Here is a 13,559-nt window from a genome sequence, read left to right as displayed (position 1 = left end):
AGTAGGGATGAATCATGTTAATGACTAGACCGAACTTAAAAGGAAAAAGCTTTCTTGCTGAAAAAGATTTTACAGAAGAAGATTTATTATATTTTCTAGACTTAGCAGCAGAATTAAAAGAGAAAAAGAAAAATGGTATTCCACATCGTTATTTAGAAGGCAAAAATGTAGCACTTTTATTTGAAAAAACTTCAACTCGTACGCGATGTGCATTTACAGTAGCTTGTACAGATTTAGGCGCCAACCCTGAATATTTAGGGAAAGGTGATATTCAGCTTGGAAAAAAAGAATCTGTTGAAGATACAGCAAAAGTTCTAGGACGAATGTTTGATGGAATTGAGTTCCGTGGTTTTGATCATGCAACAGTAGAAATTTTAGCTGAAAACTCAGGTGTACCGGTATGGAATGGTTTAACAGATATGTGGCATCCAACACAAACACTTGCAGATTTATTAACTATAAAAGAACATATAGGACATTTAAAAGGCGTTAAGCTCGTTTATGTTGGAGATGGACGAAATAATGTCGCTAATAGTTTACTAGTTGGTGGAGCAATTGTTGGAATGGAAGTTCGTATTTGTACACCGGAATCATTATGGCCAGCACAAGAAGTGATTGATATGGCCAAAAAATATAATAATCAAGTAAAGGTAACAAGCAATGTCGAAGAGGCTGTTGCAGGGGCGGATGTAATTTATACAGATGTATGGGTTTCCATGGGGGAAGAAGACAAATTTGCTGAACGCATTACATTATTGAAACCATATCAAGTAAATATGCACATGATTAAAGCGACTGGAAATGAAAATGTTATGTTCTTACATTGTTTACCTGCATTCCATAATGTAGAAACGTTATATGGAGAAGAAATTTATGAAAAATATGGAATAAAAGAAATGGAAGTAAGTGACGAAGTATTTCGCAGCAAGTATTCAAAAGTATTTGATCAAGCAGAAAATAGAATGCATACAATTAAAGCGGTTATGGCAGCTACTTTAGGAAATATGGAGTAAAGAAGGAGGTTAAACTTCCTTCTTTCCCTACCTTTAGACACTATCATTCACTACTGCTATTTATTTTTATTGTGATTAAAGAGAGGTGAGTGTAATGGGTGAAGAAAAGAAATTAGGCTTATTTACTTTAACAGCTCTTGTTGTTGGCTCTATGATAGGCGGCGGAGCATTTAACTTAGCAAGCGATATGGCAAAAGGTGCTGGTGCCGGTGCAATTATTATTGGATGGGTTATAACGGGTATAGGAATGATCGCCCTTGGATTATCATTTCAAAATTTAACCGTAAAAAGGGCAGATTTAGATGGTGGCATTTTTAGTTATGCAAAAGCGGGGTTTGGTAACTTTATGGGGTTTAATAGTGCATGGGGATATTGGTTGTCCGCTTGGCTTGGAAATGTAGCTTACGGTACATTGTTATTTTCTTCACTTGGATATTTTTTCCCCGTTTTTGAAGGGGGGCAAAATGTAGCATCAATTATTGGCGCGAGTGTATTACTATGGTGTGTTCACATGTTAATTTTACGTGGTATACAATCAGCGGCCCTTGTAAATTTAGTAACAACAATTGCAAAATTAGTACCCGTTTTTGTATTTATTGTGGTAGGAATCTTCGCCTTTCATATTGATATTTTCTTAGATGGATTTTGGGGACAAGCGGGTTCTTTTTCATGGGGAGATGTAGGTAGTCAAGTTAAGAGCACAATGCTTGTAACCCTCTGGGTATTTATTGGTGTAGAAGGAGCTGTTGTCCTATCAAGTCGTGCTAAAAACCGAAGTGATGTAGGAAAAGCGACTGTCATCGGATTAATTGGGACTCTTATTATTTACATCCTACTTACACTATTATCTCTAGGGCTTATGCAACAAGCCGATGTTGCTAATTTGAAAAATCCAGCCATGGCTTATTTATTTGAAAGTGTTGTCGGAAAATGGGGCGCGATTTTTATTAACTTAGGGTTAGTTATTTCTGTATTAGGTGCTTGGCTAGGATGGACTTTACTTGCATCTGAAATTCCGTATTTAGCTGCTAAAGATGGCGTATTTCCAAAGTGGTTTGCGAAAGAAAATAAGAACAAAGCTCCTGTAAATTCATTATGGATAACAAATGGGTTAATTCAAATTTTTTTATTAACATTTATAGTTTCCGATCAAGCCTATCATTTTGCGTTTTCTCTCGCTTCCTCTGCTATTTTAATTCCGTATGCCTTTTCGGCATTTTATCAATTTAAGTTTAGTCTACAATCTAAAGAAAATGATCGAACAAAGAATATTATAATTGGTTTAGTGGCGAGTATGTATGGAATTTGGTTAATTTATGCAGCGGGCTTAGATTATTTATTACTGACAATGACATTATATGCTCCTGGGATTTTCATTTTTTACAATGTTCAAAAGCAAACGAATCCAAAACAAATATTTACGCGGGTTGAACTTGCTTCATCTGTGGCCATTGGAGCTTTAGCATTTTTTGCAATTTATGGACTGATTACAGGTAATATTACTTTTTAAATAAACGGGATGCATTCTTGTATAAGATCTTGTAAATATGAAATCAATTGGAGGGTTGAAAGATGAAAAGAAAAAAAATAGTAGTTGCATTAGGTGGAAATGCTATACAATCTGGGGACGCTACTGCACAAGCGCAACAAGAAGCGTTGGAAAGAACAGCAGAACAACTTACTAAGATTATGGAAAATGATGTAGATATCGTCATTGCACATGGAAACGGCCCACAGGTTGGTAACATCCTATTACAACAAAAAGTAGCGGAAACGGAAAAAACACCAGCAATGCCGTTAGATACCTGTGGTGCAATGAGTCAAGGTATGATTGGATATTGGATGGAAAATGCGATTGAGAAGGCTCTGAAAAAACGTAAAATAAAAAAAGATGTTGCCACCGTTATAACACGCGTTATTGTAGATGAAAAGGATGAAGCATTCGAAAATCCAACAAAACCAATTGGCCCTTTTTATACTGAAGAGGAAGCAAGAAAGTTAATGGAAGAAACCAAAGCGGTATTTAAAGAAGACGCAGGAAGAGGATGGAGACGAGTTGTACCATCCCCAAAACCTGTAAGTATTCATGAACATAAGATCATTAATTCCTTAGTGGAGGATGGAGATATAGTGATTGCTGTTGGAGGCGGAGGAATCCCGGTTATTGAGTCTGAAGAGGGATTAAAAGGAACTGAGGCTGTTATTGATAAAGATTTTGCTTCTCAAAAACTAGCTGAATTGGTAGATGCTGATACGCTTGTTATCTTAACTGCAGTTGATCACGTTTATTTAAACTTTAATAAAACAAATCAAAAGAAATTAGAGGCAGTGACAGTTGATGAATTAGAACAATATATACGGGATAATCAATTTTCCGCAGGAAGTATGCTTCCGAAAATTCAAGCAGCGATTAACTTTGCTAATACAGATCCAAAACGAAAAACAATTATTACCTCACTAGAAAAAGTGTATGAAGCGTTAGAAGAAAATACTGGCACTATTATTTCTAAGCATGATGCATGTGTTTACATATAAGAGGCTTTTAACGAATTCCTCGAAAGAATTCTCCTTCCTCAAGCGCGTGAAGGGCGTAGCCTAGCGGTAGGTGGGAGATGAATTTCGGTTTGGCGTAGCCAAAAGGCTTTGCTTTTTATTTTGCCTCTGATATAATCAGTCTTATAAAGTATAAAGGTTGGTATATCAATGAAATTAGACAGTAATAATCATTCAGTGTTCTTGTTGTATTATCATCTTGTGTTGGTCGTGAAATACAGAAGAAATGTGTTTGATGATGATATGTCAGATTATGCAAAAGACATGTTTATCAGGTTATCCGAGAATTACAACATAACACTGGTAGAGTGGAATCATGATGTAGACCATGTTCATATTTTGTTCAAGGCACATCCGAATACAGAAATGACAAAATTCATCAATGCTTATAAGAGTGCAAGTTCTCGACTAATCAAGAGAGACTTTCCACAAGTGAAAACGAAACTTTGGAAAGAGATGTTTTGGTCAAGAAGTTTTTGCTTACTAACTACTGGTGGTTCGCCAATAGATGTAGTAAAGAAATATATTGAAAATCAAGATGAAAAGTGAGGTGAAATGATATGACAAAGCATAATAAAGCATATAAATTCCGTTTGTATCCAACAGAAGAACAAGCATATCTTATGCGTAAAACCTTCGGTTGTGTACGTTTCGTGTATAACAGAATGTTAGCTGAACGGAAAGAAGCGTACGAAAAATACAAAGATGATAAGGAACAACTAAAGAAACAAAAGCTTCCAACTCCTGCAAAATATAAAGCAGAATTTGAGTGGTTAAAAGAAGTTGATTCATTAGCTTTGGCAAATGCTCAACTAAACTTGCAAACTGCCTATAAGAATTTCTTTAGTGGTCAAAATGACTTCCCAACATTCAAAAGTAAAAAAGACAGAAAGTCTTATACAACGAATGTAGTAAACGGAAATATTATGTTGCTTAATGGTCATATCAAATTGCCAAAACTGAAAATGGTACGTATCAAACAGCATAGAGAGATACCACAAGATTATATGATCAAGTCATGTACGATTTCTATGACACCTACTGGTAAATACTATGTGTCCATCTTGACTGAATACGAAAAAGAGATTGTACAAAAAGAAGTAGAAACAGTTGTTGGATTAGACTTTGCGATGGATGGATTATATGTTAGTTCTGAGGGTGAGAAAGCCAATTATCCTAAGTTCTATCGTAAAATGTTAGATCGATTAGCAAAGGCACAACGAGTATTAGCAAGACGCAATAAAGGTTCTGAGCGTTGGAATAAACAACGTATTCGTGTAGCTAAGTTACATGAGAAAGTAGCTAACCAACGTAAGAATTTCCTTCATCATGAGTCTAAAGAGTTGGCTACTCATTTTGATGTTGTAGCTATTGAAGACCTAAACATGAAAGGAATGTCGCAAGCACTTCATTTTGGAAAAAGTGTCGCTGACAATAGTTGGGGAATGTTCACTTCTTTTTTAGCTTATAAACTATACGAACAAGGAAAACAACTTATGAAAATAGACAAATGGTTTCCTTCCACAAAAACATGTAGCAGTTGTGGAAATGTAAAAAATATGTCATTGTCTGAACGAGTCTATTCTTGTATATGCGGTGTAAATCTCGATAGAGATTATAACGCAGCTATCAATATCAAAAATGAAGCAATACGTCTATTAGTGTTAGCGTAAATAGCAATAAAATAACCTTTGGAACAAGGGAGTTAGCTCGGCTGTCTTAGGACGAATTCGTTAGCTATCAAAAGTAACGACTAACCGAGAAGCCCCACTTCAAACAGTCCGTTAGGACGTTAAGTGGCGGGTAGTTCACACCAATAAAAAGAATGAAGTGATTTGCTTCATTTTTTTTATGTACAGTATACTTTTTAGTAAGTAACATTCATAAAGTATTCATGAACGTAAAACAATCTCGAAACTAATTATGATAAAATAAATTTTGAAGAGGCTTTCTTGAATTTTTACTCCGGTATACAGAAAGAGGGCGTTTTATGAAAAAGCGAAACGTAGTTGAAGACTTGAAACAGTTTGAATTATTTGCTCATTTAACGGATAAAAAATTGAAGAGCCTAGCAGAACTTATCTATTGGCGAACCTATAAAAAAGGTCAATTTTTATTTTTAGAAGGTGATTCCAGAGAAAGAATTTACCTTGTATTAGATGGATTTGTAAAATTAGAACGAGTCAATCAAAGTGGGAATTTATTATATGAGGAATATATCAAGCGATTTTCTATTTTTCCTTATGGTGATATGTTTACAGACAAAGCATACGATTATACAGCTGTTGCAATGACAGATGTAGATGTATACTATATTCCCACTGTAATTTTTGAGGATATGATTCGATCAAGTCGAAAACAGCTTATGTATATTGTTCAACAGTTATCTTCTATATTGAAAGTGAATGAAAGCCGTGTACAAAATATTTCAATTCCAAATGCACAAGATCGTGTCATTCAGGCGCTACATCATTTAATGAATTTTTTAGGAGAACAAGAGGGAGAAGAAATTATAATTTCATGCCCACTTACAACAACCGAAATCTCTAAAATATCTGGGACGTGTCGCGAAACAGTTAGTGGAGTGTTAAAGCAATTAAAGAATGAAAGCATTATCACCGTTCTAGGAAAAAAAATTATCATACATGATCCAACTTATTTTAAAGAAGTTTCAATATGAAAATAGGTTCCGTGACGAATATGATGGCTCTTAAAAACAGAACGATGAATCCTATTAAATGTCTACTGTTAATCCTTAATTAAAAATAATTGAAGATTGAATTTCATTTAATTTTGGACAGATTATTTTTTACAATCTACCAATAATAAAAAGAATCATTCTACATACCTATAAAGAAATAAATCCTTTGGTAATTACTAAACATGATAAAGGTGTGCTTATGTAAATATTAATTATCCTTTAATGTATTTAAAATAAATAATTGAAACAATTCCTGTATAACAAGGTTCCTAAATTCTTGTCTTTCTACAGAATGTGAGACATTTAGAAGGACAGGAAATTAGGAACTAGCCACATGTTGTAAAATACTTAATTTCCAATAAAAAGTAGTTCTATTCAAATTGAGTAGAACTACTTTTACATTATTTCATAGTTGTTTTCACCAAAAGAAGTGAGATCCTCTGTACAAGTTAAGATCATCGTCGTTTCTTTTCAATTAAATTTATCTTCTCCATATTCATTAATAACAACCGCCATTTGTGTTTGCTCTTGTTGTAAACAAAGTTAGGATTTTTGCATAAGCATTTTTTCAAAAATGAGTATTAGAGGCTGTATATACGATTGTAGAGGTTTCCTGTTTCTATTGTACTTGTGCTGGAATATATCTTTTAGTCTTAAGAGACGAATAAAAAAATCCGCCTCTACGATAGCTCGATCTTCAACTACTGCACTTGTTTGGTGAAGAGGGGGGGATACGGTTCTACTTCGTATACTTAAAAACATCCGGTCAAAGATTTTTAAATATTGGGATGTTTTGTTGTTGTTCCTCTATTTTTGCTAAATCAATTTCTACTGTTATGATTGGCTCTTGGTCGTCCGCTTCTTTTACAATGTTTCCATTTGGATCGATGGCCATTGAGTATCCCGTGTATGTGTTGCCGATATGATTTTCATTATTCACATCTCCTACACTGTTACATGCAATAACACAGATGCAGTTCTCTATGGCTCTTGCTTTTAATAGTGTTCTCCAATGGTTCAAATTTGTTGTTGTCCACGGTGCAACATATAAGATGATTTTGCACCTTGAAACGATGGATAGCGTGTAATTTCTGGAAAGCGTAAGTTGTAACATATAATTTTGCCCCCCTTGGTATTGTGAATTTCAAATACATCTGGAACATCATTTCCAGATGTTAAATAAAGATGTTCATCTAACATGGGAACGAGGTGAATTTTATCTTTTTGATAAGGCAACTCACTTCCCGACAGACCTAACTTCTTGAGAATCTTGATGTTTATTAGTAAGAGTAATGTAGTGTTATGCAATTAAATCTAAATAATAATATGTATCGTAAGATGGTTGGAATTTTAAAATGAATACATATAATTGGAAGTGTCAGTTATAAAGAGAGAAAAAATATCTTGTAAAGTAATGCATATAACATAGAAGTATATAAGAGATAGGTGAAATTTATGAATACAAGACAAAAAGAAATTTTATTTCTGCTATTATCTGAATCTAACGACTATTTTTTAGTACAAGACCTTGCGGATCAGGTGAATTGCTCTGAAAAAACAATTCGTAATGACTTTAAAATAATTGAGGAGCACCTTGCGAATTATTCAAGTGCGATTCTTGTTAGGAAACCGGGACTAGGTGTGTACTTAGAGATTGAGGAATATGAAAAGGTGGACTTGTTTAATAAACTGTATTGTATTAATAATCGCACAAAGTATGAATCAGATGAAGAAAGAATTCTACAAATAGCATACAACTTATTAATGAATGTAAAGGCAGTTACTGCACAGAAAATGGCATCCCAACATTTTGTAAGTCGAACTACTATAAAAAAAGATCTAGATAGAATTGAAGTATGGTTACATCATTTTGATTTAACCATTGTTTCAAAACAGCGAGTTGGACTTATTATTGATGGAAATGAAAAGAAAAAAAGAAGAGCATTGGCTAGATTATCAGATTTGATTGGTAATTCTGATCTTACGAATCAATTTATTAAAGAACAATTTCAATATCATGAGGTTGAATTTGTTACGAACGAATTGAAAGCGTTACAAAAACGAAATGCATTGTTTTTTACAGATGATACATTTGAAAGTTTATTAGTGCATACGTTGCTTATGGTACGGAGAATGAAGCTTAAGCAACCTATTTTAAATGCTGAAAAGGAAATTAAAATACTGAAAGAAACAAAAGAATATATATGGACATTGGAGTTTTTAAAACAGCTGGAATGTGTTTTTTCTGTTCATTTTACAGAGGAAGAAGTTACATATTTAACAGCTCATATTTTAGGTGGGAAAATCCGTTATCAAGATAAACCAATGCAGGATAGCACACTTACTGAAAGTAATCCAATGCTTTCTATGGTTATACAGCAATTAGTTAAACGTATGTCACAGTTATATGAAATTGATTTCAGTAAAGACAAAATTTTAATTGAAGGGTTAACGATTCATTTATATACCGCATTGAATCGCTTAAGCTATGATCTTTCTGTCTCTAATCCGATGTTACACGATATAAAGAGAATGTATCCCTATGTGTTTAATGTATTGATACAAGTATTAGAAGAGATAAATGAATCTCTAACTATATATATTCCAGAAGAAGAAGCGGCTTATCTTACTCTACACTTTGAAGCATCTGTTGAACGGTTAAATCACCAGGAAAAATCTAAAAATGTAATTATTGTTTGCCATATGGGCATTGGCATGTCGCAGTTGTTACGTACAAAAATTGAGCGTAAATTTCGTCATATCCATGTTATGGACTGTATTTCAAAAGCTGATTTACAAAGTTATATAATGAAACATCGTGATGTGGATCTCGTTATTTCAACTACTAGTCTTTCAAGATTAAACATTCCTCATATAGTAGTATCCCCATTATTAGAGGGGCCAGAAGAAAAGAAGCTAGGGGACTTTATACAAAATTATGATGAGCCAAGTTATAAAGAACAAAAAGACTTTGTTATGTTCAATTATACATCTCCATTTTTAGTGTTTTTACAACAGGATATACAGCACCCATATGAGCTAATTGAAAAGTTAGCGTATGCTTTGCATAGTAAGGGGTATGTAGATAAAGAGTATGCAGAAAATGCAATCATAAGAGAAAAAATGTCAGCAACAACGATTGGGGCAGGAATCGCAATTCCCCATGGCAACCCAAAATTTATTCAAGAATCAGTAATTGCAATTGCTACATTAAAGGAACCAATTGATTGGGGAGAAGAGAAGGTATCACTTGTATTTATGCTAGCAGTTAAAAGTGATGGACAAGAGGTAACGAAACAATTGTTTCAGGAACTATCCTTTATAAGTGAGCAACCATCCTTTATTCAAAAGCTTACGAAAGAAACAAACGTAATGAAATTTTTGTCCTTTTTACATAATTAACCGAAAAGTGGAGAATCAAATACCCGTTTTTCGCTTGGGTAAAAGGTTTATTTTTCCGGAATTTACGGTAAAAAATGAAACTTTTGACGTCGTAATATTAATTTATAGTAAGTGTAGGCGCTTAGTAAAAAGTGTGAGGAGGATTAAGAATGAAATTGTTAGCGGTTACATCATGTCCAAATGGGATTGCCCATACTTATATGGCAGCTGAAAATTTGCAAAAAACAGCGGATAAATTAGGAGTCCAAATGAAAATTGAAACCCAAGGTGGAATAGGGGTAGAAAATGAGTTGACGGAACAAGATATTCGCGAAGCAGACGGCATTATTATAGCTGCAGATAGAGTCGTAAATAAAGATAGATTTGTAGGGAAAAAATTGTTGGTTGTTGGAGTGCAAGATGGTATTCGTAAACCAGAAGAATTAATTCAGAAAGTAATCAGCGGGAATGTACCTATTTATCATTCACAGTCAAAAATAGTAGAAAGTAACCATCAGGAAAGAAAGCAAAATCCGATATATCGTCATTTAATGAATGGTGTATCTTTTATGGTCCCATTTATCGTAGTCGGGGGATTATTAATTGCTATTGCGTTAACACTTGGGGGAGAAAAAACTCCTGGGGGTTTAGTGATTCCAGAGGGTTCTTTTTGGAAAACCATTGAACAAATTGGTGGTGCATCATTTACGTTCATGGTCCCAATACTGGCTGGATATATTGCATATAGTATAGCGGATAAACCTGGACTCGTTCCTGGGATGATTGGTGGATATATTGCAGCAACAGGAAGCTTTTACGGAAGTGAAAGTGGTGCTGGTTTTCTTGGTGGAATTATCGCTGGTTTTCTAGCTGGTTACATAGCGTTAGGAATCAAAAAATTAAAAGTTCCAAAAGCGATTCAACCAATTATGCCGATTATTATTATTCCGGTATTTACTTCTCTTATTGTAGGCTTAGCATTTGTATTTATTATTGGTGCTCCTGTTGCACAAGTTTTCGTATCATTAACAGCTTGGTTAGCAGGTATGCAAGGGTCAAGTTCAATTCTCTTAGCATTAATTTTAGGAGCAATGATTTCATTTGATATGGGTGGTCCAGTCAATAAAGTAGCATTCTTATTTGGTTCAGCAATGATTGGAGAAGGAAACTATGAAATTATGGGTCCAATTGCTGCAGCAATTTGTATACCACCAATTGGAATGGGACTGGCTACTTTCATAGGTAAGGGGAAATTTCAAGATTCAGAGAGAGAAATGGGTAAAGCATCATTTACAATGGGGCTATTTGGTATTACGGAAGGTGCAATCCCCTTTGCAGCACAAGATCCACTTCGGGTTATTCCAAGTATAATGGCTGGTTCGGTGACGGGTGCTGTGATTGCGATGATTGGTCATGTAGGAGACAGAGTAGCACATGGTGGTCCAATTGTTGCAGTGTTAGGGGCAGTAGATAATGTGTTTATGTTTTTTGTAGCTGTAATTGTAGGCTCTATTGTGACAGCTGTTGTAGTAAATGTATTGAAAAAAGACGTTTCAAAGTTAGAAAAACAAGAAAATGAACAAATAAAAGAAGTATCAGCAACAATAGAAGTGCAACAACTGGAGCGAGAGACTCAAGTAAGAGGCGAACAAGTAGACAAGGTAGAAATTAAAAAATTAACAGATATTACAAGTTTAGAATTAATTGAAACGGACTTAAAAGGAGAAACACGAGATGACATCATTGATGAAATGATTCAAAAGTTAAAGCAGGTAGGTGCATTACATTCAGTGACAGAATTTAAACAGGCTATTATGAACCGTGAGCAAGAAAGTACTACAGGTATTGGTATAAATATTGCGATTCCACATGGGAAATCAGCTACCGTTAGGAAACCGAGTGTGGTATTTGGAATTAAACAATCGGGTATAGATTGGAACAGCCTTGATGGAACGGAAGCAAAGTTAATATTTATGATTGCGGTACCAAAAGGAAATGAAGGAAATGAACATTTAAAAATCCTTCAAATGCTTTCTCGAAAACTAATGGATGATAGTTATAGAGAGCGGTTATTATCTGTTCAAACAAAAGCAGAAGCATACAAACTACTAGATGAAATTGCATAGAATGGAGGATTCAAATCATGACTGAACCATTATTTTTTGCACCTGTTTTTAAAGAAAGAATTTGGGGTGGGACACATTTAACTTCTTTTGGATATGAAATTCCATCAAATCAAACTGGAGAGTGTTGGGCTTTTGCAGCGCATCAACATGGACAAAGTATTGTTAAGAATGGAAAATATAAAGGGTTATCTTTAAGGGAATTGTGGGAAGAACATCGAGATTTGTTTGGTAATATTGAGGGAGACCGTTTCCCTCTTCTTACCAAAATTTTAGATGCCAATCAGGACCTATCTGTTCAAGTTCATCCCAACGATGAGTATGCCAGAGTACATGAAAATGGAGAACTAGGAAAAACAGAATGCTGGTATGTAATCGATTCCACAAAAGACGCGGAAATTATTTATGGACACCATGCGAAAACAAAAGAAGAATTCATGGCTATGATTGAACAGAAAGAGTGGAACCAACTATTGCATCGTGTAAAGGTGAAACCTGGAGATTTCTTCTATGTGCCGAGTGGAACTGTTCATGCAATTGGTAAAGGGATTTTAGTATTAGAAACACAGCAAAACTCTGATACAACCTATAGATTGTATGATTATGATAGAAGAGATTCAGAAGGGAATTTACGTGAGCTGCATTTTGAAAAAAGCATTGATGTAATAGAAGCCCCATTTATATCGAATCAGTTAAAGGTTAAACATGAAAAAGTAGATGATTTGAGTATAACTAACTTTATCAAATGTCCATATTTTTCAGTGGCAAAATGGGAGTTAGATGGATCAACTAGCTTGGAACAACAAAAGGCCTTCCTTCTTGTTAGTGTAATACAGGGGGAAGGTGAGTTAATTAAAGAAGGTGAGCACTATTTCTTTAAAAAGGGAGACCACTTTATAATACCTAATTACTTCGGAGGATACGATATGGTAGGTAACTCTATATGTATTGTTTCAAGTATATAATAAATTAAATAATTTTTATATAACAATTATTTAATTTATGTGAAGTGTATTGATTTTATAATTTTTTATATTACTTGTAACATTTAGTATCCATTTTCGTATTCTTTGTTATTTGAACTATAATCTTGCAAAAAGGGAAAATTTATGGATCAAATTGTGGTAGATGTATGCTACAAATCACATTTAATGAAAGATATGAAAATAGTAATTAATTTTATAGTGTAAGGGATCTCGTCACATCGCTATCAAGCTAACAAGACAAAATACCCCCTAAAATGAAAAAGGCGTTATTCTTTCTGAGAAATCATAGGAAAGGATAACGTCTTTATATCAATATGACGGTATCCTATATGAAAAATTAACATCGTTCCAAATGTATATATTGTATATATTGTACACATTGTATATAATATGTTCATAAGCATTTAAAAGGCAAGGAGTTGAATCATGAAAATCTTATTATCTAATAAGTCTAAGTCTCCTATTTATCAACAAATCATTGATCAGATTATATTACAAATATCAAATGAAACATTGAAAGTAGATGATTCGTTACCTTCTATGCGTTCATTAGCGAGAGACTTGAAGGTAAGTGTTATTACTTCAAAAAGAGCGTACGAAGAACTTGAAAAGGCTGGTTACATCTACTCTATAGTAGGGAAAGGCTCGTTTGTTGCAAAACAAACAAAGAAACAACGAGCGGATGAATTAAGTAATCCAATACGTGAAAAGTTCAGTACAATCGTTCGAGAGAGTAAGGCTAATCATTTATTAAGGGATGAGTTAATACAAATTATTAATCATATTTATGAGGAGGAATAAA

11 protein-coding genes and 1 pseudogene are annotated in these 13,559 nt (G+C 34.1%); 10 read left to right on the top strand and 2 right to left on the bottom strand.

All coding sequences use genetic code 11. The features are described 5' to 3' along the window. Nucleotides 1–14 precede the first annotated feature (14 nt). The 6 genes from argF (at nt 15) to ILT06_RS28920 (ending at nt 6,246) form a co-directional block, all read left to right on the top strand. The gene (gene argF / locus ILT06_RS28945; RefSeq protein ID WP_098131518.1) at nt 15–1,013 is read left to right on the top strand and encodes an ornithine carbamoyltransferase; all 999 of its coding nucleotides are present in this window, start codon (nt 15–17) and stop codon (nt 1,011–1,013) included. 94 nt (nt 1,014–1,107) lie between these two features. Then, the gene (arcD, locus tag ILT06_RS28940; RefSeq protein WP_098082331.1) at nt 1,108–2,523 is read left to right on the top strand and encodes an arginine-ornithine antiporter; all 1,416 of its coding nucleotides are present in this window, start codon (nt 1,108–1,110) and stop codon (nt 2,521–2,523) included. 62 nt (nt 2,524–2,585) lie between these two features. Beyond that, entirely contained in the window at nt 2,586–3,548 is a 963-nt protein-coding gene (gene arcC / locus ILT06_RS28935; RefSeq protein ID WP_222655752.1) for a carbamate kinase, read from the top strand. A gap of 168 nt (nt 3,549–3,716) precedes the next feature. Then, nucleotides 3,717–4,115, top strand: coding sequence for an IS200/IS605 family transposase (tnpA, locus tag ILT06_RS28930; protein ID WP_113937393.1), 399 nt, complete (start codon nt 3,717–3,719; stop codon nt 4,113–4,115). Between the two features lie 11 nt (nt 4,116–4,126). Further along, a complete protein-coding gene (locus ILT06_RS28925; RefSeq protein WP_222655751.1) occupies nt 4,127–5,239 on the top strand; it encodes an RNA-guided endonuclease TnpB family protein in 1,113 nt (370 codons plus the stop codon). Nucleotides 5,240–5,556: 317 nt separating this feature from the next. Next, nucleotides 5,557–6,246, top strand: coding sequence for a Crp/Fnr family transcriptional regulator (locus ILT06_RS28920; protein WP_222655750.1), 690 nt, complete (start codon nt 5,557–5,559; stop codon nt 6,244–6,246). Nucleotides 6,247–7,033: 787 nt separating this feature from the next. Here ILT06_RS28920 and ILT06_RS28915 read toward each other — a convergent pair. Next, nucleotides 7,034–7,381: a nitrilase-related carbon-nitrogen hydrolase gene (locus ILT06_RS28915; RefSeq protein WP_255298118.1), complete on the bottom strand. Its 348-nt coding sequence runs from the start codon at nt 7,379–7,381 to the stop codon at nt 7,034–7,036. A 2-nt stretch (nt 7,382–7,383) separates the two neighbouring features. Further along, nucleotides 7,384–7,467: pseudogene (locus ILT06_RS33205) on the bottom strand (nitrilase-related carbon-nitrogen hydrolase); the annotation flags it as partial. 255 nt (nt 7,468–7,722) lie between these two features. On the opposite strand from ILT06_RS33205, the gene ILT06_RS28910 reads away from it, so the two are divergent. The 4 genes from ILT06_RS28910 (at nt 7,723) to ILT06_RS28895 (ending at nt 13,558) form a co-directional block, all read left to right on the top strand. Next, nucleotides 7,723–9,669, top strand: a complete 1,947-nt coding sequence (locus tag ILT06_RS28910; protein ID WP_098103576.1) for a BglG family transcription antiterminator — start codon at nt 7,723–7,725, stop codon at nt 9,667–9,669. 149 nt (nt 9,670–9,818) lie between these two features. Continuing rightward, a complete protein-coding gene (locus tag ILT06_RS28905) occupies nt 9,819–11,774 on the top strand; it encodes a PTS fructose transporter subunit IIABC (RefSeq protein WP_097816004.1) in 1,956 nt (651 codons plus the stop codon). Nucleotides 11,775–11,791: 17 nt separating this feature from the next. Next, the gene (manA, locus tag ILT06_RS28900) at nt 11,792–12,736 is read left to right on the top strand and encodes a mannose-6-phosphate isomerase, class I (protein WP_222655749.1); all 945 of its coding nucleotides are present in this window, start codon (nt 11,792–11,794) and stop codon (nt 12,734–12,736) included. A 447-nt stretch (nt 12,737–13,183) separates the two neighbouring features. Further along, a complete protein-coding gene (locus ILT06_RS28895; RefSeq protein ID WP_222655748.1) occupies nt 13,184–13,558 on the top strand; it encodes a GntR family transcriptional regulator in 375 nt (124 codons plus the stop codon). Nucleotide 13,559 lies beyond the last annotated feature (1 nt).

The organism is Bacillus sp. 17RED48 (assembly GCF_019837545.1).
Taxonomy (GTDB): Bacteria; Bacillota; Bacilli; order Bacillales; family Bacillaceae_G; genus Bacillus_A; species Bacillus_A wiedmannii.
Note: the sequence above shows the minus strand (reverse complement) of the source record. Positions and strands in the feature narration are given on the sequence as shown.